General features: G+C 47.2%; 27 protein-coding genes. 13 read left to right on the top strand and 14 right to left on the bottom strand.

Annotated elements, in window-relative coordinates; genetic code table 11:
* Positions 1-91: 91 nt before the first annotated feature.
* The 3 genes from aroA to gyrA form a co-directional block, all read right to left on the bottom strand.
* Complete coding sequence (aroA, locus tag ACXAGR_RS17175; protein WP_474844243.1) at positions 92-1,372, bottom strand: 3-phosphoshikimate 1-carboxyvinyltransferase; 1,281 nt, start codon at positions 1,370-1,372, stop codon at positions 92-94.
* 4 nt (positions 1,373-1,376) lie between these two features.
* Positions 1,377-2,462 carry a 3-phosphoserine/phosphohydroxythreonine transaminase gene (gene serC / locus ACXAGR_RS17170; protein WP_474844244.1) on the bottom strand — a complete coding sequence of 362 codons (1,086 nt, stop codon included), beginning with the start codon at positions 2,460-2,462 and terminating at the stop codon, positions 1,377-1,379.
* 90 nt (positions 2,463-2,552) lie between these two features.
* A complete protein-coding gene (gyrA, locus tag ACXAGR_RS17165; RefSeq protein WP_474851505.1) occupies positions 2,553-5,246 on the bottom strand; it encodes a DNA topoisomerase (ATP-hydrolyzing) subunit A in 2,694 nt (897 codons plus the stop codon).
* Between the two features lie 290 nt (positions 5,247-5,536).
* Between gyrA and ubiG the strand changes: the two genes are divergently transcribed.
* From ubiG to yfaE, 4 genes are all read left to right on the top strand, one after another.
* Positions 5,537-6,244 (top strand): bifunctional 2-polyprenyl-6-hydroxyphenol methylase/3-demethylubiquinol 3-O-methyltransferase UbiG, encoded by a 708-nt coding sequence (ubiG, locus tag ACXAGR_RS17160; RefSeq protein WP_474851503.1) that lies wholly within the window; start codon positions 5,537-5,539, stop codon positions 6,242-6,244.
* A 422-nt stretch (positions 6,245-6,666) separates the two neighbouring features.
* Entirely contained in the window at positions 6,667-8,994 is a 2,328-nt protein-coding gene (nrdA, locus tag ACXAGR_RS17155; RefSeq protein ID WP_303574716.1) for a class 1a ribonucleoside-diphosphate reductase subunit alpha, read from the top strand.
* A 71-nt stretch (positions 8,995-9,065) separates the two neighbouring features.
* A complete protein-coding gene (gene nrdB, locus ACXAGR_RS17150; RefSeq protein ID WP_474844248.1) occupies positions 9,066-10,196 on the top strand; it encodes a class Ia ribonucleoside-diphosphate reductase subunit beta in 1,131 nt (376 codons plus the stop codon).
* 18 nt (positions 10,197-10,214) lie between these two features.
* Complete coding sequence (gene yfaE, locus ACXAGR_RS17145) at positions 10,215-10,487, top strand: class I ribonucleotide reductase maintenance protein YfaE (RefSeq protein ID WP_303574717.1); 273 nt, start codon at positions 10,215-10,217, stop codon at positions 10,485-10,487.
* A gap of 35 nt (positions 10,488-10,522) precedes the next feature.
* Here the strand turns inward: yfaE and ACXAGR_RS17140 are convergent, their stop codons facing one another.
* The 7 genes from ACXAGR_RS17140 to dapA form a co-directional block, all read right to left on the bottom strand.
* Positions 10,523-10,858 (bottom strand): hypothetical protein, encoded by a 336-nt coding sequence (locus ACXAGR_RS17140; protein WP_474851501.1) that lies wholly within the window; start codon positions 10,856-10,858, stop codon positions 10,523-10,525.
* Positions 10,859-10,999: 141 nt separating this feature from the next.
* Positions 11,000-11,575, bottom strand: coding sequence for an elongation factor P-like protein EfpL (efpL, locus tag ACXAGR_RS17135; RefSeq protein ID WP_119501438.1), 576 nt, complete (start codon positions 11,573-11,575; stop codon positions 11,000-11,002).
* Positions 11,576-11,751: 176 nt separating this feature from the next.
* A complete protein-coding gene (locus ACXAGR_RS17130) occupies positions 11,752-12,222 on the bottom strand; it encodes a zinc-ribbon domain containing protein (RefSeq protein ID WP_474844250.1) in 471 nt (156 codons plus the stop codon).
* Between the two features lie 98 nt (positions 12,223-12,320).
* Positions 12,321-13,160 carry a DMT family transporter gene (locus tag ACXAGR_RS17125; RefSeq protein ID WP_474851499.1) on the bottom strand — a complete coding sequence of 280 codons (840 nt, stop codon included), beginning with the start codon at positions 13,158-13,160 and terminating at the stop codon, positions 12,321-12,323.
* 137 nt (positions 13,161-13,297) lie between these two features.
* Complete coding sequence (gene purC, locus ACXAGR_RS17120; RefSeq protein WP_119503399.1) at positions 13,298-14,014, bottom strand: phosphoribosylaminoimidazolesuccinocarboxamide synthase; 717 nt, start codon at positions 14,012-14,014, stop codon at positions 13,298-13,300.
* A gap of 15 nt (positions 14,015-14,029) precedes the next feature.
* Complete coding sequence (gene bamC / locus ACXAGR_RS17115) at positions 14,030-15,145, bottom strand: outer membrane protein assembly factor BamC (protein ID WP_474851497.1); 1,116 nt, start codon at positions 15,143-15,145, stop codon at positions 14,030-14,032.
* Between the two features lie 12 nt (positions 15,146-15,157).
* Complete coding sequence (dapA, locus tag ACXAGR_RS17110) at positions 15,158-16,042, bottom strand: 4-hydroxy-tetrahydrodipicolinate synthase (protein ID WP_303574724.1); 885 nt, start codon at positions 16,040-16,042, stop codon at positions 15,158-15,160.
* Between the two features lie 260 nt (positions 16,043-16,302).
* On the opposite strand from dapA, the gene ACXAGR_RS17105 reads away from it, so the two are divergent.
* Both ACXAGR_RS17105 and bcp read left to right on the top strand, forming a co-directional pair.
* Positions 16,303-16,842, top strand: a complete 540-nt coding sequence (locus ACXAGR_RS17105; protein ID WP_119501442.1) for a glycine cleavage system transcriptional repressor — start codon at positions 16,303-16,305, stop codon at positions 16,840-16,842.
* Positions 16,839-17,309 carry a thioredoxin-dependent thiol peroxidase gene (gene bcp / locus ACXAGR_RS17100; protein ID WP_474851495.1) on the top strand — a complete coding sequence of 157 codons (471 nt, stop codon included), beginning with the start codon at positions 16,839-16,841 and terminating at the stop codon, positions 17,307-17,309. The genes ACXAGR_RS17105 and bcp overlap by 4 nt, the downstream gene beginning before the upstream one ends.
* 73 nt (positions 17,310-17,382) lie before the next feature.
* Here the strand turns inward: bcp and ACXAGR_RS17095 are convergent, their stop codons facing one another.
* The gene (locus ACXAGR_RS17095; protein WP_474851493.1) at positions 17,383-18,465 is read right to left on the bottom strand and encodes an AI-2E family transporter; all 1,083 of its coding nucleotides are present in this window, start codon (positions 18,463-18,465) and stop codon (positions 17,383-17,385) included.
* Positions 18,466-18,712: 247 nt separating this feature from the next.
* Here ACXAGR_RS17095 and bepA point away from each other — a divergent pair, with 247 nt between their 5' ends.
* Positions 18,713-20,176, top strand: a complete 1,464-nt coding sequence (gene bepA / locus ACXAGR_RS17090; protein WP_474851491.1) for a beta-barrel assembly-enhancing protease — start codon at positions 18,713-18,715, stop codon at positions 20,174-20,176.
* Between the two features lie 14 nt (positions 20,177-20,190).
* Here bepA and ACXAGR_RS17085 read toward each other — a convergent pair whose 3' ends face one another.
* Entirely contained in the window at positions 20,191-20,682 is a 492-nt protein-coding gene (locus tag ACXAGR_RS17085; protein ID WP_474851489.1) for a TlpA family protein disulfide reductase, read from the bottom strand.
* 89 nt (positions 20,683-20,771) lie between these two features.
* Between ACXAGR_RS17085 and arsC the strand changes: the two genes are divergently transcribed.
* Genes arsC through ACXAGR_RS17070 form a run of 3 tightly spaced genes read left to right on the top strand, consistent with a single transcriptional unit; the run spans position 20,772 to position 22,143 of the window.
* Complete coding sequence (arsC, locus tag ACXAGR_RS17080) at positions 20,772-21,125, top strand: arsenate reductase (glutaredoxin) (protein WP_303574728.1); 354 nt, start codon at positions 20,772-20,774, stop codon at positions 21,123-21,125.
* A complete protein-coding gene (gene wrbA, locus ACXAGR_RS17075; protein ID WP_474851487.1) occupies positions 21,125-21,718 on the top strand; it encodes an NAD(P)H:quinone oxidoreductase in 594 nt (197 codons plus the stop codon). Before arsC ends, wrbA begins: the two co-directional genes overlap by 1 nt.
* Before the next feature lie 5 nt (positions 21,719-21,723).
* Positions 21,724-22,143 carry a DUF2069 domain-containing protein gene (locus tag ACXAGR_RS17070; protein ID WP_474851655.1) on the top strand — a complete coding sequence of 140 codons (420 nt, stop codon included), beginning with the start codon at positions 21,724-21,726 and terminating at the stop codon, positions 22,141-22,143.
* Positions 22,144-22,166: 23 nt separating this feature from the next.
* Here ACXAGR_RS17070 and hda read toward each other — a convergent pair whose 3' ends face one another.
* Both hda and ACXAGR_RS17060 read right to left on the bottom strand, forming a co-directional pair.
* Positions 22,167-22,904, bottom strand: coding sequence for a DnaA regulatory inactivator Hda (hda, locus tag ACXAGR_RS17065; RefSeq protein ID WP_119501449.1), 738 nt, complete (start codon positions 22,902-22,904; stop codon positions 22,167-22,169).
* 10 nt (positions 22,905-22,914) lie between these two features.
* Positions 22,915-24,186, bottom strand: coding sequence for a DUF2066 domain-containing protein (locus ACXAGR_RS17060; protein WP_474851485.1), 1,272 nt, complete (start codon positions 24,184-24,186; stop codon positions 22,915-22,917).
* A 207-nt stretch (positions 24,187-24,393) separates the two neighbouring features.
* On the opposite strand from ACXAGR_RS17060, the gene purM reads away from it, so the two are divergent.
* Genes purM through ACXAGR_RS17045 form a run of 3 tightly spaced genes read left to right on the top strand, consistent with a single transcriptional unit; the run spans position 24,394 to position 26,787 of the window.
* On the top strand, positions 24,394-25,434 hold the full coding sequence (gene purM / locus ACXAGR_RS17055) for a phosphoribosylformylglycinamidine cyclo-ligase (protein WP_474844260.1): 1,041 nt from the start codon (positions 24,394-24,396) through the stop codon (positions 25,432-25,434).
* A complete protein-coding gene (gene purN, locus ACXAGR_RS17050) occupies positions 25,434-26,084 on the top strand; it encodes a phosphoribosylglycinamide formyltransferase (RefSeq protein ID WP_474851483.1) in 651 nt (216 codons plus the stop codon). Before purM ends, purN begins: the two co-directional genes overlap by 1 nt.
* Positions 26,044-26,787 carry a DUF3108 domain-containing protein gene (locus ACXAGR_RS17045; protein ID WP_474844262.1) on the top strand — a complete coding sequence of 248 codons (744 nt, stop codon included), beginning with the start codon at positions 26,044-26,046 and terminating at the stop codon, positions 26,785-26,787. Before purN ends, ACXAGR_RS17045 begins: the two co-directional genes overlap by 41 nt.
* Positions 26,788-26,867: the final 80 nt, after the last annotated feature.

Below are 26,867 nucleotides of genomic sequence, written 5' to 3'. Positions count from 1 at the left end.
CACCTTGGCATGATAAGCAATGCTGCCTGTAAGAACAGGCAGCATTGTTTTAACTTAGAAAGCTGTCATTTTCCTGACAGTTAGCGACAAATTAGTGACAAATTGTCGCGAATCGGGTGAAGTAGTCTGGGAAGGTTTTGGCTGTACAGCGCGGATCGTTAATAGTGACCGGCGTATCGCTAAGTGCTACAAGAGAGAAGCACATTGCCACACGGTGATCATTATACGTATCGATTTCAGCATGCTTCAATGATTTCAAAGGTTGCACGGTAATGTAATCGTGTCCTTCGTCCACTTCGGCGCCCAATTTACGTAACTCAGTAGCCATTGCATGCAGGCGATCCGTTTCTTTAACCCGCCAGTTGTAGATATTACGGATAGACGTCGGCCCTTCAGCAAACAGCGCTGTGGTAGCAATAGTCATGGCTGCATCAGGAATATGATTCATATCCATATCCACACCTTTTAACGGTGCACCGGTGACAGTCACTGACTCATCCGCCCATTCAACTTTCGCTCCCATCGCTTCAAGTACATCAGCAAAACGTACGTCACCCTGGATACTTTTACGACCAATGCCGGTAACTTTCACCGTACCGCCTTTAATTGCAGCAGCAGCCAGGAAGTAAGAGGCCGATGATGCATCACCCTCAACCATGAAACGACCCGGAGAAGTGTAAGTTTGATTTCCCTTAACCTCGAAGCAGGTGTAGTCATTGTTAGTGACGACAATACCGAATTTGGCCATGGTATCCAGCGTAATATCGATATAGGGTTTAGAAACCAGCTCACCCTTAATTTTTATCAGCGTATCAGAAACGAATAACGGCGCAGCCATTAATATTGCGGTCAGGAACTGACTGGATACGCTTCCATCCACGCTAACTTCTTTTGCCGACAACGGTTTACCGGCAATTTTAAGCGGCGGATAACCGGTATTTTTAAGATATGTGACATCAGCACCGGCTTCCAGCAAGGCATCAACCAGATCGCCGATTGGACGCTCTTCCATACGTGGTTCGCCGGTCAGTGTAACCAGCACATCACTGGCAGCAAGGACAGCACACAACGGGCGCATTGCCGTTCCTGCATTGCCAAGAAATAATTCGGTTTCACCGGCAACGTTGAATTTTCCGCCAATACCGGTAACCGTACATTCAGTCTTATCTTCACTCAGTGTGTAAGTCACACCCAGCTTTTCCAGGGCGACCAGCATGTGGCGGATATCATCACTGTCCAGCAAATTAGTCAGTGTTGTCTCACCTTTTGCCAGCGCTGCAAGTAACAGAGCACGGTTAGATAAACTCTTAGACCCCGGTACGTTGACTTCTCCGTCTACACGGGAAATTGGTTGTAATGTTAACTGCTCCACTGACTCACCCGTTTTGCTTTTCAAATTGCTGCATAAATTCAACCAGTGCCACAACACCTTCAACCGGCATTGCGTTGTAGATACTGGCGCGCATCCCGCCCACAGAGCGGTGCCCTTTCAACGCTTTCAGTCCGGCAGCTTCAGCTTGTTCTAAAAATGCCTGATTCAAGCCGTCATCTGCCAGATGGAAAGGCACATTCATTTTAGAACGGTTGTCAGGATGCACCGGGTTTGAGTAGAAATCACTGTTATCGATAGCACTGTAAAGTAACGCTGCTTTCTCATCGTTGCGTTTTTGCATGGCACTCAGGCCACCATTGTTCTTCAACCATTTGAACACGAGACCCGCCAGATACCATGAGAAAGTGGGCGGTGTGTTATACATTGAATCGTGATTAGCCATCAATTCAAAATCGAAAATGGACGGGGTTTCTTTACGCGCTTTACCGATAAGGTCGTCGCGAACAATTAATACCGATAAACCGGAAGGACCGATATTTTTTTGTGCGCCGGCATAAATAATACCGTGTGCAGCCACATCCAGTGGTTGCGACAAAATACAAGAAGACATATCAGATACCAGCGGTACCTTACCTGCCTCAGGTAACCAGTCAAAAGCAATACCATCAACGGTTTCATTGGGGCAAAAATGCAGGTAAGCCGCATTCTGGTCAACATCGCCGGCATTGACTCTTGCGACTGATTTCAGTCCGTCAATCTCGATGGTTTCACCAATCACTTTGGCATTGTTGTATTTAGATGCCTCAGCAACGGCCCCTTTCGACCAGGAGCCGGTAACCATGTGCAAAGATGTGTCACCGGTTTGAGAGATGTTCAGCGGCACAGAGGCAAACTGTCCGCGGCCGCCACCATGGGCAAAAAGTACTTTGTAATTGTCCGGTACGGCCAGTAAGTCGCGCAGGTCCTGCTCTGCTGTAGCGGCAACTTCAATAAAATCTTTGCCTCGATGGCTGACTTCCATGACAGAACAGCCTGAATCACGCCAGTTCAGAAATTCCGCCTGTGCCTGCTGCATGACCTCTGCAGGTAACATTGCGGGTCCAGCACTGAAGTTAAATACATTACTCATAGATTATTTCAACACCTGTAAACACAACAAGCGGCAAAAGCCGCTTGTTGAATAAGAGTTAAAACGCGCTGCAGTTAACAGCGCGCCGGCTTATTCTTCTGTCGTTGGCTTATCGCTGTCTGAGACAGCGGCATCATTGTTAGCAGATGCTTCTTCAGCGGTGTTTTCCCCGCCTTCTTCCAGTTCAAGTTCTTCGTCGATCACTTCTTCGATACGTTGAAGACCTACTACTTTCTCATCATCAGCAGTTCTGATCAGACGTACACCCTGGGTGTTACGGCCAACCGTAGACACTTCACCGACACGGGTACGTACCAGTGTGCCCATGTTGCTGATAAGCATGATTTCGTCGGTTTCATCAACCTGTACAGCGCCGACAACTTTACCGTTACGTTCTGACACTTTGATAGACACCACGCCCTGAGTCGCACGACTCTTAGCCGGGTAATCTTCAAGGGGCGTACGTTTACCATAACCGTTTTCAGTTGCAGTAAGGATGGCGCCGTCACCGCGGGGAACAATCAGAGATACCACACGCTGACCTTCCTGCAGTTTAATACCGCGAACACCCGTTGCTGTTCTGCCCATAGGACGCAGAGCCTGCAACTCTTCACCGGTTTCCGGATCACGTTTTACTTCACCTGTTTCTGAGTCGCGCAGTTTTTCGTTAAAACGAACCACTTTACCTTCGTCAGAGAACAGCATGATGTCGTCATCACCGTGGGTGATTGATACGCCAATCAGTTCATCGCCTTCATTAAGGTTAACGGCAATAATACCACTGGAGCGCGGTCTGGAGTACAGACTCAAATCAGTCTTTTTCACCGTACCGTTGGCTGTCGCCATGAGTACAAACTTGCCTTCTTCAAATTCTTTGATAGGCAGAATGGCAGTGATCCGCTCGTCATTTTCCAGCGGCAGAATATTCACAATCGGTTTACCACGGGCGTTCCGGCTGGCAAATGGTAACTGATAAACCTTCAACCAGTACAGACGGCCACGGGTAGAGAAACACAGGATGTGGTCGTGGGTATTCGCAACCAGCAGACGCTCAATGAAATCTTCATCTTTCATCTTCGTCGCTGACTTACCTTTACCACCACGACGCTGTGCTTCATATTCAGTCAGTTTCTGATATTTCACATAGCCTTCACGGGACAGCGTCACAACAACGTCTTCCTGCTCAATCAAATCTTCAATATCAATGTCATGACTTGCAGCCGTGATCTCTGTGCGACGTTCATCACCAAACTCATCACGAACTTTTTCGAGCTCTTCGCGAATCACTTCCATCAGACGCTCAGGGCTACGCAGAATGTGCAGCAATTCAGCGATGATAGCGAGTAACTCTTTGTACTCATCAAGGATCTTTTCGTGCTCAAGACCAGTCAGTTTGTGAAGACGCAGATCAAGGATGGCCTGTGCCTGTTGTTCTGTCAGGTAGTACTTGCCGTCACGGATACCAAATTCCGGCGTCAGCCAGTCCGGACGGGCTGCATCATCACCGGCACGCTCAAGCATGTCAGCAACATCACCCAGGTTCCAGCCCTGCGCAACCAAAGCTTTCTTTGCTTCAGACGGACTCGGCGAAGCTTTGATAAGCTCAATTATAGGATCGATATTGGTCAGTGCGATGGCAAGACCTTCAAGGATATGGGCACGGTCCCGCGCTTTACGTAGTTCATATACCGTACGGCGGGTAACCACTTCACGACGGTGAAGGATAAACGCCTCTAGCATTTCCTTGAGATTAAATACTTTAGGCTGACCGTTATCCAGAGCCACCATATTAATACCGAATACTGTTTGTAACTGGGTATTGGCATACAGGTGGTTAAGCAGTACTTCCGCCGACTCGTTGCGTTTTACTTCAATAACAATGCGCATACCGTCTTTGTCAGACTCATCACGCAGGGCAGAAATACCTTCGATACGTTTTTCTTTTACCAGTTCAGCGATCTTTTCAATCAGGCGGGCTTTGTTTACCTGATAAGGGATCTCATTAACAATGATGGTTTCTTTACCATTACTGTCGGTTTCTATTTCTGCTTTGGCACGCAGATAGATTTTGCCACGACCGGTACGGTAAGCATCATCAATACCCTTACGACCACTGATCATCGCCGCAGTAGGGAAATCCGGACCCGGAATATGCTGCATCAGCTCTTCAATGGTAACGGCAGGATTCTCTATCATTGCGATACAGCCGTTGACCACTTCAGTGAGGTTGTGGGGCGGAATGTTTGTTGCCATACCAACGGCAATACCGGAGGAGCCGTTTACCAGCAGGTTTGGTACCTTCGTAGGTAAAACCTCAGGAATTTGCTCTGTACCGTCATAGTTAGGTACGAAATCTACGGTTTCTTTATCAAGATCCGCCAGTAACTCATGGGCAATTTTAGCCATACGTACTTCGGTATAACGCATTGCCGCGGCAGAGTCGCCGTCTACAGAACCGAAGTTCCCCTGCCCGTCTACCAGCATGTAGCGTAAAGAGAATGGCTGCGCCATACGTACGATGGTGTCGTACACCGCACTGTCACCATGAGGGTGATATTTACCGATAACATCACCCACCACACGGGCAGATTTCTTATACGGTTTATTGAAGTCGTTTTTGAGTTCGTTCATCGCGAAGAGTACGCGGCGGTGAACCGGCTTGAGGCCGTCCCTTACGTCAGGCAATGCTCGCCCGACAATAACGCTCATCGCATAATCAAGGTAGGAGTTTTTAAGCTCTTCCTCGATATTTATGGGGAGAATTTCTTTAGCGTTATCAGTCATAAACTGCTATGTCCCTTGATTCAAGTTCAAGCGTATCCAATGTCACGCACTTTTAAATGCAGCTAAGAACAGCGCTTTCTTATTATGGGTTTTACAAGTAATCATTGAGTGTATCACCGGATGACAGATTTATGTAGCGCTTAATACCCGCAAATGGGGCTGTTATTACCAACCGATTACTTTTCACGCAATTAATCCACTTTAATACACAAATCGTCCCTTTTACTGCTTTGATCATGTATCGTATTTATCAAAATCAATCTCCTCTATCTGATAATACGAGCACCAGTATGTCGAATGTCGATGAACAAGAAATTGCCAAATTCAGTGAACTGGCCTCCCGTTGGTGGGATACCGAAAGTGAATTCAAACCCCTGCACTTAATCAACCCGTTAAGACTTGATTTTGTGCAGCAGCACTGTGATGGTCTGTTTGAAAAGAAAGTGCTGGATATTGGTTGTGGCGGCGGCATTCTTGCAGAATCCATGGCTAAACTGGGTGCTGATGTTACCGGTATTGATTTGGCGTCTGCTTCTTTAGAGGTTGCTAAACTTCATGGTCTCGAATCCGGTGTAAAAGTCGATTATCAGTGTGTTTCTGCAGAAGACTTTGCAGAACAAAGACCCGGAGAGTTCGATGTGGTGACGTGTATGGAAATGCTCGAGCACGTTCCCGATCCGGCATCGATCATCGCTGCCTGCGCCAGGCTGGTTAAGCCCGGTGGTCATGTATTTCTGTCTACTTTAAACAGAAATGTGAAATCCTGGCTGATGGGCATCGTTGGTGCCGAATATATCCTCAAGCTGGTACCAAAAGGCACGCATCAGCATGCCCGTTTCATTAAGCCTTCAGAATTAATGGCAATGACCGATAAGGTTGATCTGTTTGCCAGAAACACCACAGGTCTGCATATGGATCCGCTAAGCCGCCAGTTCTACTTATCGGACAAAAACATCGATGTGAACTATATCGTCCATACGCAAAAAACCCTACAGTAAACACTATATATAGTATTTAAGAATAAATATTACGCTATATGTCGTATTTGTAACCAACCCGCTTTGAGCGATTAAAACTTTTTAACCGGCGATCAAAAAAAGTAAAAAATGGTTGCATCTGTCTGATTTGGCTTAATCATGCCGCTCATAGGTGAGTTACCACTAACCTTTTTCAGGCACCGTTTTGATCGCTGGATAAACCACCAGATATTGGGTTGCAAAACCACGCAAACCTCACTATCTTGTGTCTTGTCCGACGGGTGTTTTAGAACAATAAAGTAGTACAAAAACACGGGATCCCGCCAGGCAGTAAGGGATCTCTGCTGGATCAAGCTTTCAAGGCTTAGCAAATTCAATTTTATAAAGATGAAAAGGGTGCCAACCCCTTGCTTCATGCGCTAACAAACTAACGGCCAGTACAAATGAACAACAACTTGTATGTCACTAAACGCAATGGCGAAAAAGAAGTCATTGAGTTAGATAAGATCCATAAAGTGATCACGTGGGCAGCAGAAGGGTTAAATAACGTTTCTGTTTCTCAGGTAGAAATCAAAGCTCAGATCCAATTTTACGATGGTATCAAGACCGGCGAAATCCACGAGACATTGATCAAGTCTGCAGCCGATCTTATTTCAACAGATGCGCCTGATTATCAGTATCTTGCAGCCCGTCTGGCTATCTTCCACCTGCGTAAAAAAGCATATGGTCAGTTTGAGCCGCCTAAATTGTTTGATCATGTTAAAAAGATGGTTGAACAGGGTAAGTATGACGAGCACCTGTTGTCTGACTACACGCAAGCTGAATTTGAGGCGATGGATGATTTCATCGATCACTGGCGTGATATGACCTTCAGTTATGCTGCTGTTAAGCAGCTTGAAGGTAAGTATCTGGTACAAAACCGTGTTACCGGCGACATCTATGAAAGTGCCCAGTTCCTGTATGTTCTGGTAGCCGCCTGCCTGTTCGCTGACTACCCGAAAGAAACCCGTCTTGATTATGTCCGCCGTTTTTACGATGCAACATCGACATTCAAGATTTCTCTGCCAACACCAATTATGTCCGGTGTGCGCACCCCTACCCGTCAGTTCAGCTCATGCGTACTGATTGAAACCGGTGATAGTCTGGATTCTATCAACGCCACCGCCAGCGCCATCGTAAAATACGTGAGTCAGCGTGCCGGTATTGGTGTAAATGCTGGTCGCATTCGTGCACTGGGTAGTCCAATCCGTGGTGGTGAAGCTTTCCACACAGGTTGTATTCCTTTCTACAAGTACTTCCAGACTGCGGTAAAAAGCTGCTCTCAGGGCGGTGTTCGTGGTGGTGCAGCGACGTTGTTCTACCCGCTGTGGCACATGGAAGTTGAATCACTGTTGGTATTGAAAAATAACCGTGGTGTTGAAGAAAACCGCGTACGTCATCTCGACTACGGCGTGCAATTCAACAAGCTGATGTATCAGCGTATGATGAAAGACGGCTACATCACACTGTTCAGCCCGTCTGATGTACCCGGTCTGTACGATGCTTTTTTTGCTGATCAGAACAAGTTCGAAGAGCTGTATGTGAAATACGAACAGGATGACTCCATTCGTAAGAAGCAAATTAAAGCCATGGAACTGTTCAGTCTGTTTATGCAGGAACGTGCTTCAACCGGACGCATCTACCTGCAAAACGTTGACCACTGTAATACTCACAGCCCGTTTGACCCGGCTGTTGCCCCTGTCCGTCAGAGCAACTTGTGTCTTGAAATCGCGCTGCCGACCAAGCCGTTGGAGCACGTAAACGACGAAAACGGCGAAATCGCACTGTGTACGCTGTCAGCATTTAACTTAGGCGCGATTAAATCTCTGGATGAATTCGAAGAATTATCCGACCTTGCTGTGCGTGCACTGGACAGCCTGCTCGACTATCAGGATTACCCTGTTCCGGCGGCATACCATGCCACTATGAATCGTCGTACGCTGGGTATAGGTGTTATCAACTTCGCTTATTATCTTGCGAAGAACGGCGTGAAGTACTCTGACTTCAGCGCAAACCCGCTTATTCACCGTACGTTTGAAGCGATGCAGTATCATTTATTGAAAGCGTCTGTGAATCTGGCAAAAGAGAAAGGTGCGTGTCCTAAATTTAATGAGACTACCTACTCTAAAGGTATTCTGCCTATCGATACCTATAAAAAAGATTTGGACGCCATTTGTAATGAACCCTTACACATGGACTGGGAAGGCCTGCGCGCTGAAATGATGGAGCACGGACTACGTAATTCTACGCTGTCTGCGCTGATGCCGTCTGAAACGTCTTCGCAGATTTCCAATGCAACCAATGGTATCGAGCCGCCCCGTGGTCATATCAGCATTAAATCCAGTAAAGATGGTGTACTGAAGCAAGTTGTTCCTGAATATGAAAATCTGAAAGATGCCTATGAACTGCTGTGGGATATTCCGTCCAATGACGGTTACCTGCAACTGGTTGGTATTATGCAGAAATTCATTGACCAGACTATTTCTGCTAACACCAGTTACGATCCGGGCAAATATGAAAGCGGTAAGGTACCGATGAAGTTGCTGCTCAAAGATCTGCTGACCTCTTACAAGCTGGGTGTGAAAACACTGTATTATCATAACACCCGTGACGGCAACACCGACACCAGCTCAATGGAAGTCAAACAAGGCCAGGCGAAACCTCAGCCACAGGCGCAAACCGCTGTGATTGAAGAAGACGACGACTGTGCCGGCGGTGCATGTAAAATTTAACGATAAACCAGGGCTTGCCCTGGTTTCTTCCGTTTTTAACTGATAAATCTGTTCTGAGTACTATCGCAGTTATGAAATACACAACGTTTAATCAACAAAGCGTCAATCCTCTCGTCGAGCCAATGTTTTTCGGTAACCCTGTTAACGTAGCCCGTTACGATCAGCAGAAGCACAGCATTTTCGAAAAACTCATTGAAAAACAAATCAGTTTCTTCTGGCGACCGGAAGAAGTTGACGTTACGCGTGACCGTGTAGACTTCCAGAAACTCACAGAGCCTGAGCAGCATATTTTTATTTCTAACCTGAAATATCAAACCTTGCTGGATTCCGTTCAGGGCCGCAGTCCGAATATTGCATTCCTGCCCATCGTGTCATTACCGGAGCTGGAAACCTGGATTGAAACCTGGTCTTTCTTTGAGACGATTCACTCCCGTTCTTACACTCATATTCTTCGTAACCTGTTTTCCGATCCGAGTGCAATTTTTGAAGACATCGTGGTTAACGAGCAAATCAAGCGCCGTGCTGCTGATATTTCTAAATACTACGATGATCTGATTTTCCACACACAGTTGTGGCAGACACAAGGTGAAGGCGTTCATACCGTCGACGGCGAAGTGTACGAAGTGAACATGCGTGTTCTGAAGAAGAAAATGTACTTGTGCATGAATTCAGTTAATGCCCTGGAGGCGGTTCGCTTCTATGTGTCCTTTGCCTGCACCTTCGCGTTTGCTGAGCGTGAGCTGATGGAAGGTAATGCGAAAATTATCCGTCTGATTGCCCGTGATGAAAACCTGCACCTGTCCTCTACTCAGCACGTGCTGAACCTGTGGGCCAGAGGCAAGGACGATCCTGAGATGGCAGAAATCGCCGCAGAGTGCCATGAAGAGGCACGCCAGATCTTCATCAGCGCTGTTGAGCAGGAGAAGGAATGGGCTGATTACCTGTTCAAGAACGGCTCAATGATCGGTATGAATAAGGAAATTCTGTGTCAGTACGTGGAATACATCGCGAATCAGCGTATGACCGCTATTGGCTTTGACGCACCATACGAAGTGAAAAGTAATCCGTTGCCGTGGATGAACAACTACCTGAACTCAGATAATGTACAGGTTGCGCCTCAGGAATCAGAGATCAGTTCCTATCTGGTTGGTCAGATTGACTCTTCAGTCAGCGAAGATGACTTCGCCGATTTTGAATTGTAATTCCTACCTTCCCCGTTAATGGGAAAACCTGAATCCACACTTCGTATCGATATTGTCGATACGGGGTGTGTTGATGCCGTACCGGATAAAACACTGCTGGAATCTTTAGAATCCGCAGGTGTCGCTTGTCATTATCATTGCCGCGACGGATTCTGCGGAGCCTGCCGGACTAAATTGATAGAAGGGTCGGTGGAATATACCACAGACCCCCTCGCCTTTATTGACGACGATGAAATACTGCCCTGTTGCTGTAAGCCGGTAACAAACATCAAAATAGATGTTCCGCTTTAACTTACCTGACTTAACGCATTATCAGGAATGAATCTTTAGCAATCCTTATCTTCCAGTTCCATTTTATCTTTCATTTTTTCACAGCCGTCTTCAATAGCATTACCGGCATCGTCGGCCCACTCTTCAGCTTTATCTTTGGCACCTTCTGTCCAGTCTTCCGCCTTATCTGCTGCATCTTCAGCAAATTCCTCTGTCTTATCTGCCAGATCAGATGCTGCATTTTTTGCATCATCAAATGCACTGCTGGCGGCACTTTTTGCTTTAGTCATTGAGTCTTCAGCCTGTTCCTGTTTTTCTTCGCTACATGCGCCAAGCACGCAGGTAAACAGACCAATGCATAGTAATGATGAGAGTTGTTTTGTCATTTTCATATGTCTTTCCTTTTACGCAGTTGAGTGTGTACTGATGTTAATCCTGTGGGCAATCAATACCTGCAGGACTGGTTAAAAATAACACAATATTACAAGGTAACAACAGCCACCTGACTTTTATGGCTACTGAACCGTATGCTGTCAGTGCTTATCGGCACGGCTCTGAAACTTACGTTCTTCGGTGTTGATTTTGATCCACTCGCCGGTACTGATGTACTCCGGCACCTGAACAACCAGACCGGTAGACAGAGTAGCGGGTTTGGTACGGGACGTCGCAGAGGCTCCCTTAATGGAAGGGTCCGTTTCTACCACTTCCAGTTCAACACTCATGGGTAAATCAAGCGCTACCGGCACTTCGCTTACAACCAGAACCTGAATACCGTCAGTTTCTTCGTTAATGAACAAAGCTTCATCAGCAATACTGTCTTTATTCAGATGGTAAGGTGTGTAATCTTCTTTATCCATGAATACATATTCATCGCCGTCGATGTAAGAGAACATTGCTGGACGGCGCACTAAATCAGCCATTTCCAGCATGTCAGAATCCTTAAATGTTTCATCATATTTTGCACCGCTTACCACATCGTACATACGCATACGATAAATGCTGCCGCCTGCACGGCCCTGTGGTACAGAACGGTCAATATCTCTGACAATACATGTCTTACCGTCAAAAATGATGGTGTTATTCTTTTTAATTTCACTTGCCTTAGGCATGGCGGTTCCCTGTATTAGTAAATCAGACCAACGGGCCCGATCAGGAGTGGAAAGCCTCTATTTTCCGCGATTTCTCGTCGGTAAGAAAGCGTTTTAAATGTATGTTTTGCTGATTGAAACGGCGACGTCAGATTAAGGAAACGCTGTTTGGTTATAAGCACAGAATTTGTGCCACTTCACTTACCAACGCGGAGTAACTTTTCGTCTTTAATAATACCAAGCTGATACAGCGCCAGGGCAATGTCTTCAAGTTCCGCATCCTGCTCAGGAGTCCGGTCAGCAGTCTCTCTGAGAAGTTGATAATGCGCTTGCATGGATTTAGTTCTTTTGGACACTTGCCGGCACTCAAAACACTCGCGGCAATGTGAGTCCACATAAAACTTTAAATGTTCAAACCAGTATTGTTGTTCTCTTGCGAAGAAGATGAAAAGCCTGCTGCAGACCGTACAGGTTTCCTCTATATCTACGTAGATGCGACGCGGGCACATCCGGAAATTTTGTAACGACGTGTCCGCCTTAATCGCTGTTTGGGGAAAAAACTGAAGTGACGAATATCTCCAGTGAGCATTGGTAATCTCTTCAAGTGAGTGTTCTTCATCTGAAGCTAACGGGACATTTCCATATTTTGGATGATTAACATATTCCATTACCGATCCTTTGACTTTCTGTAGCAAAAACACACAAAGTTATTTCTCTATGCGAAGCGCATGTATAGAAACCTGTTTGTTAAACCTGCCGGTCAGCGCTATTTTCTTATTACCAGTATAATGCCACCAATGATTGCAGCACTGGCAATAATGACTCTGACGTTAAGGCTTTCAGATAGAAATACCCAGCCCATCAAGATGGCAATTACCGGTACACTGAGTTGTAAAGTGGCGGCATTAGTCGCCGCAATTTTAGGGAGTACGGCGTACCACAAGGCATAACCCAAACCCGATGCGATGGCACCGGACAATACGGCATAGATGATACCGTAGCGGATAGTTGTTTCTGAAAGTGCAAGTGGCTCATCAACAAAGATAAACAGCGCGACAATAAACGGCGTCGTACGGACAAAGTTTCCTGCCGTCATTAAAAGTGGCGATGCTACGCCTTTGCCTAACAGTGAATACACTCCCCAACTGATACCGGCAGTAATCATCAGCAATGCAGCGGGCAGCGGCGGGGCTGTAACGCCGGGCAGTACCAGATAAACTAAACCTGCAAAAGCTACTACAAAGCCGGCTGTCTGAATAAAACTGAACCGTTCCCCTCTTAAAAAGCCGATGCTGATCATTGAAATTTGTACAGCACCAAACAGCAAAAGAGCGCCGGTGCCCGTAGTTACGCTTTGATAGGCAAAAGAGAAACCTGCTGCATAGCAGAATAGTGCGACAGATCCTGCCCAGCTTCCCTGTTTTGCAGGATTATGCCCTTTCATTTGGATAAGCAAACTCAGCACCACAGTACCGATGAGTAACCTTACGAGTGTGAAAGAAGCCGGCCCGATATCAGTCTCTACCAGCGCCATCCGGCACAAAAGGGAATTAGCAGCAAAAGCCACCATGGCTAAGCAGGCGTACAACAACGTAGATACAGGCATGAATCGCTCCTTTTATTTTGTTCACCTTCCCACGACAAAGGAGCAATTACAATGGTACTTGAGATCCGGTTACTCCGGTCCGGTAAACACCGGACACAAAAAAAGCACCCGCAGGTGCTTTTCAAAAAGAGACGACTTTAGAGCTTTAGGCCCAAACGGTCAGCCACTTCAATGTATGTTTCTACTACAGAACCTAAGCCCTGACGGAAACGGTCTTTATCCATTTTCTTACGGGTTTCTTTGTCCCACAGGCGACAACCGTCAGGACTGAATTCATCACCCAGAATAATATTGCCATCACTGTCCAGGCCAAATTCCAGTTTATAATCCACCAGAATCATACCGCCTTTATCGAACAGATCTTTGAGTACATCGTTAACGGCAAAAGTCAGACGTTTCATCTCTGCAATTTGCGCTTCAGTTGCCCAGCCAAATGCAGTGATGTGATAGTCATTAACCATAGGATCATGCAGCGCATCATTTTTGAGGAAGAATTCAAAAATGGGAGAATCGTTAAGCATCAAACCTTCTTCAACGCCCAGACGACGAACCAGTGAACCTGCAGCAACGTTGCGAACGACGCACTCTACCGGAATCATATCCAACTTTTTCACCAGAGAATCGGTGTCTGACAGCAACGCCTCAACTTGTGTGGCAATGCCGGCTTCTTCCAGCTTTGTCATAATGAAATGATTGAACTTGTTATTCACTTCACCTTTACGGTCAAGCTGTTCAATTTTTTCACCGTCAAATGCAGACGTATCATTTCTGAACTCAAGGATGAGTTTTTCGCTGTCATCAGTGAGGTATACAGTTTTGGCTTTACCGCGGTAAAGTTCTTCGCGCTTTTCCATCATCAGTCTCAAAAATTAGATATCCAGATTGTCCTGAGTCATGACACGGGCAAATTGCTCGTACATGTCGGCAACCTGATTAGGTTCAAACGGCTGACTCTCATTATCCATGAAGGTCACACTCGTTCTGTTTTCGCCGGCCGGCACCACTTTCAAACGATAATCACCTTTTTCAAGAAGGGATTCTCCGTCAGAGAACAGGCTGCCCCACCAACCGTTATCCTCACCATTATAAGTGACAAATAACAGGCCTGTGGTTCTGTCTAAATCTTTTACGTCAAAACCAAGGTTGCGTAACACCAGCAGCATTCTTGGCCATACAATATCGTGTCTGGCGTCAACCACGTAGGCTGCATCACCGTTAGCGTCAAAACCCATTTCCAAATTAAGACCACTGCGGATTTCAGCAATACGTTTACTCTCGTCGAGTCTGATTTGGTATTCGTAATGAGTCAGTACTTCGTTCAGGATGCCGATTTCTTCTCTGCGTTCTTTCATCGCATCAATGGAATCCATGGTGATGGTTTCACCATCTGCACCATTAAATTTGAAATCCTGCAATTTAGCGCGTAACGCAGCAGTCCGGCCGTGAGGCTTTAGTTCCATGGTGAAAACAAAGCGACGTGAAACCTCTGACGTTTCATCCTCAGTCCAGTCGTACCAGGCTGACTCTTCGGTCGTCTTTTCAACGGCCCAGTCAGTAACAAGTCGGCCATTTTCTTTATCGAAGCTGTCTACACCGATGTGATTTTGCTCAAGAAAGCTCAGCACCGTGTCCCAGATAGCGGTATTCAGCGGCTTGCTGTCATCTACCTGATCGAACCAGACCGTTGCTTCCTGTTTGCCTTCTTCAACATGTGAACCCGCCACAAGGGGCAGGACAAGCGCCGGAGACTGAATCGTCAGTTTGCGGCCGGTAAGACGGGTGTCTGCATTCTGACTTAATTCCGGAAGATCATAATCAGATGTAAATTCAGGCGAATCTAAACCTTCAGGCACTTTCACAGAGGCCCGCTGGGAAACTTCAAGGTAGTCATAACTGCCCGATGCAGTTTCATAATCCTGTTGGCTTGAACAACCTGTCAGGGCTATTACAGATAAGCCACTGAGCAAAGCCAGAGTGTTTTTCATCGGTGTTCCTTATTAACCAGAAATCAAAGCGTGTTTTTGTAATAGTTCTTCGAGTGCTTTTTGGCTCGCAAGTTCCGGTAAAACCATCGGTAATCGTAATTCAGCACTGTTTATCAGCCCCATACGGTATAACGCCCACTTTGGCATTACCGGATTTGGCTCAATAAACATGCCGTTATGCAGGGTTTCGATAGTAGCATTAATACGGCGACATTCCTCAGCGTTGCCTGCCAGGCCTGCTTCGCACATTTTGGAAATTGCGCCGGGAACCACGTTAGCCGTTACTGAAATAACGCCGTGTCCGCCCTGACATAAAAATTCTGCACTGGTACCGTCGTCACCGCTAAGCAACAGAAAATCTTCAGGCACCAGTTTCTGTGTGGCTTTGAGACGTTCAATACTGCCGGTTGCATCTTTCAGACCGACAATGTTTTTGTGCGTGGCCAGTTCTGCCACTGTCTCGGGTAACATGTCCGCAACGGTTCTGCCGGGTACATTATAAAGCAAAACAGGTAAATCAGTCGCATCAGCGACTGCTTTAAAGTGTGCAACCATACCCCGTTGTTGCGGCTTATTGTAATACGGTACAACGCTGAGAAAACCATCGATACCTAAACCGGCCATCTGTTCACTAAGGAAGATGGCTTCATCCGTTGCGTTTGCGCCGCTGCCGGCAATCACAGGAATACGCCCTGCTGTCATAGCAACGGTCTGTTTGACCACTTCAATATGTTCTTCAAAAGGCAATGTGGCGGATTCACCGGTTGTTCCTACTGAAACAATACCGTGTGTGCCCTGCTCTATATGAAACTCAATAAGTTTCTCAAGTGCAGGGTAATCAATGTCACCCGCGTTGGTCATGGGTGTGACAAGTGCAACGTAACTGCCTTTAAACATATTATCTCCCGCGTTTTGTGAGCGCACATGGTAATGAGGTACAGCCCTAAAAACAAGTTATCGCAAGGGCTTTTTAGACGTTAATCGACAACCTTATTCTAAATAATCACTATTCCGTCAAAAATTGGGGATAAAACCCTTACATCAGACTGTTTTTCGAACTGACGCGGTGCTTAAGCTCACTTTATGATGCCGGAACGTGGCATCAAAAAATCCTGATGTGTTAGTATAAATGTGGCTCCGGTTTTATAAGTAACGACATGAATCATCAGTTAATAGTCACGATTTTGGGTACCGACAAGAGCGGCATGCTGAGCGAAATTGCCGGCACCGTGTCGGAAGCTCAATGCAATATTCTCGACAGCAGGCAGGCGATATACGGGAAAGAATTTTCCCTGACCATGATCATCGAAGGTTCCCATCAGGCAATCACACGGGCGGAGCTGGCCATTCCCCCCATGTGTCAGAAGTTCGGCCTGCTTTCTATGATGAAGCGAACCAGCCATCATGAGAAACAAAATTTAGATTATCTTTACGATGTGGAGTTCAGCGGCGAAGACAGTCATGGCCTGCTGAAGTCGGTAACCGGCTTTTTTGCGAAACGGCACGTCTCCATCAGTGCGTTTCGTCAGCGTACCTTTAAAGATAAAAAAACCGGCAAAGAAATGATGCGCTGCAAATTTGTTGTCAGTACGCCGGATTCCGTTGATATCACGCAGCTTCGTTCGGAGGCTGATGCCCTGTTCGGTTCCCTGAATCTGAGTGGCAAGATTATAGACAAAAATAAAGGAGAATTATGAACACCTTAAAAGCAGGTGATAAAGCACCGGCATTTACCCTGCCGGATCAAAATGGCGAAGCCGTTAATCTGGCAGATTTTGAAGGTAAGAAAGTACTGGTGTATTTTTACCCTAAAGCAATGACACCGGGCTGTACCGTGCAGGCACAGAACCTTCGCGACAGCAAAACATCACTGGATGAACTCAATGTTGTGATACTGGGGATCAGTCCGGACGCTGTTAAACGCCTGCCAAAGTTCATTGAGAAAGAAAACCTGAACTTCACCCTGCTCTCGGACGAAGACCACGCTGTGGCTGATGCTTTTGGCGTCTGGGGTCCAAAAAAATTCATGGGCAAAGAATACGACGGCATTCATCGTTTAAGCTTTCTTATCGATGAAAACGGTGCTGTTGAACACGTGTTTAATAAGTTTAAAACCAAAGACCATCATCAGGTTGTACTGGATTATCTGAATCAGGCTGGTTGATAACCCGGTTTACCCCGTCGTTCACAAAGCAAAAAGCCCTGTCAGAGCAGGGCTTTTTTGTTCGGACATACCGTCAATAAGTGTTACAGGGCGGCGGTTCATCCGGTCCGCCGGACCATGCTGTTATCAGCGCTTTGACTAGTGTTGCCAGCGGGATGGCGAAAAACACTCCCCAGAACCCCCACAATCCGCCGAAGAACAGAACCGCCACGATGATATAAAGAGGATGTAAGCTCACCGCCTCGGAGAACAAAAGTGGTACCAGTAAGTTACCGTCCAATGCCTGGATAATGCCGTAGGCAATCATCAGATACCAGAAATCAGGGGTCAGCCCCCACTGAAACAATGCCACAACAGCTACCGGAATGGTGACAACGGCTGCACCGATATAGGGGATAAGCACTGACAAGCCAACCAGTACGCCGAGCAGAATGGCATAGCGCAAGTCCATCAGAGCAAAGACAATGCAGGATACAGATCCCACAATCAGAATTTCGATAACTTTGCCGCGGATATAATTTGCTATCTGGGTATTCATTTCATGCCCGACCTGCGTAATCAACCGCCGCTCTTTCGGTAACAATGACGAAATGCCATCAAGAAAAAACAATTTGTCTTTCAGCATGAAGAACACCATCAACGGCACCAGAATCATATATACCAGTAACGCTGCAACATTACCGATTGAACTGACAGATGCTGACAAAAGTTGCTGTCCCATATCCACCAGATGATCATTGAGACTCTCCATCATCTGCTGAATTTGATAAACCTGTACATAGTCAGGATACTTATCCGGTAACCGCAGGATCCAGTCCTGCGCGTTTTGCCAGATTAGCGGCGTTTCCTGAATCAGATTCACGCTCTGACGGCTCACAGTAGGTAACAAGCCGACAATCATCAGTATGGTGACAGCAACAAACGCCAGCATCACAACGCTGCAGGAAATGGTCCTGCTGACACCAATATTTACCAGCCGGTTCACCGGCCAGTCCAGCAGATAAGCAATCACAGCTGCCACCAGAACAGGCATGATAAGCCCACCCCAGAAGACGAACACAGTTGCCGTCAACAGGATTAAGATCAGCAACATGGCTGCATCGGGGTCAGAGAACTTCCGGCGGTACCAGCGGCCGAATACACTGATTAAACTCATAAATTCTGCTCAGTCGGAACGGAAAAAAATGCATCATAGGAGAATCACTGACCGCTCTGCAACCCGGATTCCACGGTATTACAGGCTAAATGAAAACATCCGGGTTACATTATGCATGAAGCAATATAGCAATCACCCGTATTGTACGGCACAATGCTAAAATAATGCGATGGAAAAATGAAACTAATCATGGAGTTTGCCACTCTATCTGTAAACGCTTCAGTGGTACTCAACAGTAACAGGTTCAATGAGATATTTAGCGCGAAACGGAATTAAAATAGGCTTGTGTTTGCTGGCAATGAGTTTTTCTGCCATCGCACAAACCAGTAAATACAGCGATCGTAATACGTTACCGGAAATAGGTGTGGTAGCGTCCGAAGCCCTTTCCCTTGACAAAGAGATGCTGATTGGCGATGCCGTTATGCGGCAAATGCGCGGTGGGGCCCCGATTATCGGCGACCCAGTGCTGGATGAGTATTTGCAGGATCTGGGTAACCGCCTTGTTGTTCATGCCGACAACACCAAGTTTCCTTTTGAATTCTTCTGGGTCAACAACGATGCCATTAACGCCTTTGCTTTCTTTGGCGGCCACATTGGTGTGCATACCGGCCTTATTCATAATGCGAAAAACGAAAGTGAGCTTGCGTCAGTGCTGGCCCACGAAATCTCTCACGTTACCCAGCGTCACCTTGCCCGCCACATGCAGGCACAACAGCGTGCTACGCCACTGGCCATTGCCAGTATATTAGGCGGTGTTTTACTGGCGATGGCAGATCCTCAGGCCGGTATGGCAGCCATTTCCGCCGGTCAGGCCGCTTCAGCGCAAATGCAGATTGATTATACCCGTTCTAATGAACAGGAAGCTGACCGGATTGGGATAGGCATGTTATACCGTGCCGGATTTGATCCTGACGCGGCAGCCAGCTTCTTCTCAACCTTGCTGGAACAATACCGCATGGTATCCCGTCCGCCTGCAAGATTGCTTTCTCACCCGTTAACGGAAACGCGTGTTGCCGATGCCCGCGCCAGAGCCGGTGATTTTCCACCTGTGCGGTTAAGAGAAAGTATTTCTTTTCATCTGGCAAAGGCCAGAGTGATGTCCAGGTACACGTTCAATAAAAAATACAGCCTGGAATACTACCAGGATGCGGTGGACCGTAAGAACTATGTAGTCCGTGAAGCGGCAATGTATGGTCTAGCGCTGGCACTCATGCGCAATGAGAAGATTCCGGAAGCAGCGAAGGTGATCGATACATTACTCAATGAAGACCCGGATAATCTGTTTTACCTTGATGCAGCCACTGATCTTTCTCTGGCAATGGGTAAACCACAGGAAGCAACAGAACGTCTGGCACCGCACCTGCAATTAACACCACGCAATCAGGTACTGGCATTGAATCAGGCCAATGCGCTTATTGCCGCCAATGAAAATGACAAAGCTGTTCAGTTACTGAAAGACTTGTTGCTGGTGCATCCTGACTATGAAATCGCCTGGCAGTTACTCACTGAAGCATATAAAAACAACAAAGATTTTCAGGGCATGCATCAAAGTAAAGCAGAAGTGATGGCACTGAACGGTGCTTACCGTCGCGCTGTGGATGAATTACAGTTTGCTTATAACTTTACTGCCGACAAGCACCTTGACAAGCAGCGGATCCGCGCAAGGATTAAACAACTGCGGGACGAGGAAGAGCGGCTGAAACGACTGTAAATACCTCCCTTAATTCAGTGAGCGGAGGTACCCGCCTCCGCGTTTGTATACTGAATTAAACCGTCCAGGGAGTCATCGTCCTGCTCACCGTACAACGCTTTCACAACCTCCCCCTTAGGTGAAATCAGATACGTTGCGGGCAGATAGTCCGGATACGGCATGGGAAAAATGGTTTCTTTTGCGGTGTTTATCACAGCAAACTCAATATTTAGCTGTTGTGTTAAGGCACGCAGTTCCTGCTCATTTTTGTCATCAAAACTGACACCGGTTATCTTCACATGGTCAGGCAGGCGATTAATCAGCCTGTTCAGGGCCGGGATCTCCCGTAAACAGGGAGAACACCAGGGGGCGAAAAAGTTGATGATATGCCATTCTCCGCCATTGTCTGCCCAGCGAACCGGCTGTACAGAAAGTGTAACGGCATCTGCGCGGGTATATTGCTGAAGTTGCCAGCCGGCAATCAGTGCAACCACAGCCGCACTGACAATCATTAATGATTTTTTCATGATTAATTGCGTCCGGTCATATTATTCTTACATTAATACTTGTTAGAATTCATCTCAGTGAAATTTATAACACATTGAATAAAAAGCCTATGTCTTCAGTACAAATACTTCATAACCCCCGTTGCTCCAAAAGTCGCCAGACCCTCACTTTATTACAGGAAAAGGGTATTGATGTTGAAGTCACCGAATACCTTAAACACCCGTTAACCCGGGAACAGCTTGAAGCCATTGCTACAAAGCTGGGTGTTTCGTCCCCCCGTGACATGATGCGGACAAAAGAAGCTGAATATAAAGAGCTGGCATTAGGTGAGAGCTCTGTTACCGACGAACAATTATTCGATGCCATGGTTTCTGTTCCGAAGTTAATTGAGCGTCCGGTGGTCATTAAAGGTGATAAGGCCCGCATAGGTCGTCCACCTGAAAGTGTTCTGGACATACTCTGATGTCGCCGGTACTGGTGTTGTATTACTCAAGAAACGGGACAACCCGGCAACTGGCAACACATATCGCCAGAGGCATTGAAAGTACAGGAGCCGAAGCACGGGTGCGTACCGTGCCGGCGATCCCTGAATATATGACACCATGGCCGGATGTTCCAGAAGCAGGCGCGCCCTTCGTTACCCGTTCTGATCTGACAGAATGTTCCGGTCTGGCACTGGGGAGTCCGGTCAGGTTCGGAAATATGGCCGCTCCGCTTAAACATTTCCTCGACAGTACTTCTCAGGAATGGCTGAAAGGCGTACTGATTGATAAACCCGCCTGTGTATTCACCTCCGGTGGCAGTATGCATGGCGGACAAGAGTCAACCCTGCTTACCATGATGCTGCCCCTGCTCCATCATGGCATGGTGCTCTTTGGTATTCCTTACACTGAATCGCAATTACACGATACTGCTTCCGGCGGCTCGCCTTATGGTGCCGGACATGTGTCAGGCCTCAGTGACGGTAAACTGACTGCTGATGAATCAGCGCTGGCTTTTGCCCAGGGAAAGCGTCTCGGGGAACTGGTACGGCAATTAGCACGGAAGAAATCATGACAGAAATGGCACCGGCAACTAAAAAAGCACGCTGGCTGGCGTTACTCAGTTATCTCGGATTACTCGCCTGGGTAACCTTGTGGCAATTTGTATTGGTTGATGAAAGGGTCTACGGCACGCTCTTCATCGCCATAATTTATATTTTGCCTTTACTCCTGCCACTTCGCGGCATCATTGCAGGCAAACCCTATACCCACGCCTGGGCAAACTTTGTGGTACTGTTTTACGTCATCCACGGCATTACAGCCGGTTACGCGGCACCGCAGGAACTGGGTTATGCCATAACGGAACTGATACTTGCCACGGGCATGTTTGCCGGTTGCAGCCTGTTTGCCAGATTACGGGGTCGGGAATTGGGTCTCGGACTTAAAAAACTGAAAGATGTCATGAAGGAAGAGAAGCAGCGCTTCGAAGAAACGGAATAAAGACACCATGACACACAGAAAGGTTATTCTTTTTCCAGTTCCCGCTTAATCATAGCCACAGACAGTTTCTTCTGTTCCTGCAAAGAGCGGGTGTCCAGCCGGTCGAGCATAGCAAGCAACGCCGGTAAATCACGGTCACAATGGGTGAGTAAAAACGCCAGAGCCTGTTCGGAAAAACGCATACCCCGTTGCGCCGCGCGCTTTTTCAGCACATTCAAACGTTCATTATCAGTCAGGCCTGCCAGTTGCCAGGTAATACCCCAGCTCAGACGTGAACGTAAGTCAGGTAATTTGAAAGCGGGATGGTTCGGGCCTATGGAAGAGGTCCAGATAAATATGGACGTATGATTGTCTACCACACGATTAATAAAATGAAAAAGCGCCTCTTCCCACTCATCAATGCCGGCAATGGCATCAATATTGTCCAGACACACATAAGGCAGGCGCTCCAGGCCATCAAAGATCACCGGCGTCCAGTCAGCATATTCCCGTAAGTTTAAATAAATATGCCGTGTCTGGTGAAAGGCAAGTTGGTGGCATACGGCATAAAGTAAATGACTCTTGCCCCGCCCCGCAGCACCGGTAATACCGACACCCGCCAGCGGACTATTGTCCAGCGAACTGAATGCCGTGTTATCCCGCCAGCGGCTGCCACTCTGGCTCAGTGCAGAAAGAAAGTCTGCAAGGCCGCTGTTTTCACCAGCCTCAAAGCTTGCGAAGGTTTCATCATCAGGTAACGATACCGCCAGAGGTAACTGCATAGGCGCTGTGTTATTCGTTCCAGTAAAAGTTCAGTCCGTCAAGGGGGTTACCTGACACGTCAGACACCGGCTTGAGTTTTGAATCCAGGCTCACCAGTTTGAAAAAGTCACTGGTTTGCGACAACAGCGACAGTGAGAACGTCGCCACAGACCCTTTCTGACTCACCAGCGACACATGACTCACCATGCTCATCTGTTCCATGTATTCTCTGGCATGCACGTACTTTTCCAGCGAGTCCACATTGGCAACAGAGATAGAAATGTTATTCACTTCTGTTTGTTCATCACCGCTACGGACTGAAAAATGCTGGCCAAGATAATCGCTGTATTCTTCAAAAAACAACGCGGTAAGGCTGTCTTCATCATCTGCATAAAGGGTACCGAACTGAATGTCGTTATTTTTGATCACTACCCAGTCAAGCGCCCAGTCACCTTGCGTGTGCTTTTGTGACATTGCTTCGAATTCGCTGCGGGTGAACGCCGGAGAACGGGCTTCTTCCACAAGATCATCCACCAGGTAGGTATTCAAATCCTGTAAACCATTATTGGAAAAAGCAGGCCGGTAGGTGTCATAGCGAAATGCTGATGCCTGCTCCCGCGTTTGCTGTTCTTCTTCAATGTCAGGCACAGCATTCATCTTTACTTTGTATAACCGCGCGCCGACAATGTAATCAGGCTGATATCTGACCGAAGCAGTTTGCAACGTTCTGGCAAACCGTCCCCAAACATCAAAAACGGAAATATTCACGCTGTCATCTAAATCCATCAGCGGGAACACGACAGGCACGCCTCTTTCAACAGCCAGTTCACGCAGACGACGGCTTACCTGTCCTTTAGCACCGTCATCGATGATCTGGCGGTTTCCATTTTCATCTTCGGTGGCAAGCCATAATAAAGTATCCGGTCTGCGCTGCCCCCAGACGGGTAATCCGGCTTCCCTGATCACCTTTATAACTGCCCGGGAATCAAACTCAGCGACATAAGACAACTGACCGTTAACCACATCAAAGCGGTACGCCCGCAAATACCGTTCAGGTTGAGACAACATGGCCCTTACTGCACTGTTTGAAGTAGCTGCACGCTGACCGGTAATTTTTATGACTACCTGTTCCAGTGCCTGACGGGCCGCTTTCTTCTGGGTCGATGATGACTGATCGGACACAGCCACACTGGCCTCGTTAACTGATACCACTGTACTGGCCTGAACGGATCCTGAGAAAGCTCCGGCAAACAGAGAAACAACAATGAACACTAAAGAAAAGGAAGATAATTGAAAAAGCATGAAGAATTAACGCCGCTCCGTGAAACCCGTACCTGGACTATGCGAAAACGTATTGTGTGTTATTTACCGGAATATTTCACCACTAAAATGTAAAAGATTAGCATCAGGACAGATCAGCAGCCGAATTCCCCCCTGCGCCCTGTTGGACTTACTGCAACTTACTGGTAGAATCCGCGTCTTTCCAATCACCGCACCAGGGCCATACTCGTGAGCGAAAACAAACAGTCACTTAGTTATAAAGATGCAGGCGTAGACATTGATGCCGGAAATCAGCTGGTTGAACGTATTAAATCTGTTACTAAAAAAACAACCCGTCCGGAAGTCCGTGGTGGCCTTGGTGGTTTTGGTGCGTTATGTGAACTGCCCGCGAAGTATAAACGCCCGTTACTGGTATCCGGCACCGACGGTGTAGGAACTAAACTGCGCGTAGCGATGGATGCCAACCGTCATGACAGCGTGGGTATCGATCTGGTTGCTATGTGTGTTAACGATCTGATTGTTCAGGGTGCAGAGCCGTTATTCTTCCTCGACTATTACGCTACAGGAAAACTGGACGTAGATGTGGCTGCAGACGTGGTCACCGGTATCGGTGAAGGCTGCGAACAGGCTGGCTGTGCGCTCATTGGCGGTGAAACAGCAGAAATGCCCGGCATGTACCACGACGGCGATTACGATATTGCCGGATTCTGCGTAGGTGTTGTAGAAGCTGATAAAGTGATTGACGGCAGCGGCGTAAAAGCTGGTCAGAAAATTATTGCTCTGGCTTCGTCCGGCCCCCATTCAAACGGTTACTCACTGGTCCGTAAAATCGTTGAAGTCAGCAAAGCAGACGTGAATGCAGACCTTGATGGTAAGCCGCTTATCGATCATCTTCTTGCGCCAACCCGTATTTATGTGAAGCCGGTACTGGCACTGCTGGAAAAAGTAAAAGTAGAGGCCATCTCTCACATCACCGGTGGCGGTTTCTGGGAAAATATTCCCCGTGTGCTGCCTGAAAACGCCAAAGTTGTAGTAGATGAGTCAAGCTGGCAATGGCCTGTCGTATTTAACTGGTTGCAGGAAAACGGTAACGTTACGCAACATGAAATGTACCGTACCTTCAACTGTGGCGTTGGTTTGATCCTCGTTGTCGATGAAAACGATGCAGATGAAGCCGTCCGTATTCTGAATGAAGGCGGAGAACAAGCCTGGTTGCTGGGTCATATTGAAGATCGCAGCGGCGACGAAGAACAGGTAGAAATTAAGTAATGACTACCGCTAAACCCCGCTTATGCGTATTGATTTCCGGTAACGGGTCTAATCTGCAGGCTATGATCGACAGTATCGAAGCCGGTCAGTTGCAGGCTGAAATTGTGGCGGTGATCTCAAACCGCCCCGATGTATTCGGCCTTGAAAGAGCCGGAAAAGCCGGCATCCCTGCACATTGCCTGGATCATAAAGATTTTTCAGACCGCGATGAGTTTGACGCAAAACTGCAATCTTTGATTGATAGTTTTAGCCCGGATGGCGTAGTACTGGCCGGATTCATGCGTATTCTTACGCCTGAATTTGTTGAACATTTTTCCGGTAAATTATTGAACATCCACCCGTCTTTGTTGCCAAAGTACAAAGGGTTACATACCCATCAACGTGCGATTGATAACGGCGACAAAGAACACGGTGTCAGTGTGCATTTTGTGACTCCTGAACTGGACGGTGGTCCGGTAATCATCCAGAGTCGTGTACCGGTATTTAAAGATGATACCGCAGATGAACTGGCTGAACGGGTTCAGGAACAGGAACGCCGGATTTATCCGTTAGTGTTGAAGTGGTTTGTCGCCGGTCGTCTGACAATGAAAGATAATAAGGCTGTGCTTGATGATAAAATTCTTCCGCCGGAAGGTTACGCCAACGACTAAACCGGCAGGGTTTCTGCTGTCACTTTTGTTGATGCTGGTTTCTGTACCGGCATCTGCAGAAGACAAACCTGTTATTACTCCTTTTGAAGCGCATTATACCGCTTATAAATGGGGTGATGATGTGGGTGAAGCCAAAATCAAGCTTGAATATCTGAGCGACGAACAATACTCCCTCACCTATTCTTCAGACGTTTCCAAATTCTTCTTATCTGACGAACGTTTTGAACACTCCGTGTTTTTTGCCTCGGAAGATACAATTCTGCCTTTCTCCTACTACTATAAGCGCACGGGTACCGGACCTGATAAACAGCTTTCGGTTAAGTTTGCCAGTTTCCCTGACAAGCAGATAGAAATCGAAGGTGGTGAGACTCTGCCATGGCAGGGAGAAACCGATAATCAACTTTACCGTATTGATCTCGCCAGACAACTGGCCGCAGGCAAAACAACCCTGTCTTATGATTTCATTAACTACCGTGGTGAACGGAAAAATTATGGTATTGAAGTCACCGGTGAAGAAAAACTGTCACTGCCTTACGGCGAACTTGACACTGTTAAGGTAAAAATTCTTCGCGACAATAATAGCAGCCGGGAAACATTTGCCTGGTTTGCCCCCGCTCTGGATTATAATCTGGTCCGCCTGCAGCAATTTAAAGATGGTGATGAGCAGGGGGATATCAAGCTCAGTGCATACCGTCATCTTTAATCTACGTTAAGTTGTAAAATTTTTGTGTTCTCTTTCTTGACCTTTGATGTGACAGACATTAGTTTTAGCATCATACTCTG

The organism is Alteromonas sp. ABH4_457 (assembly GCF_056160625.1).
This window is presented reverse-complemented; position numbering and strand designations above follow the sequence as displayed.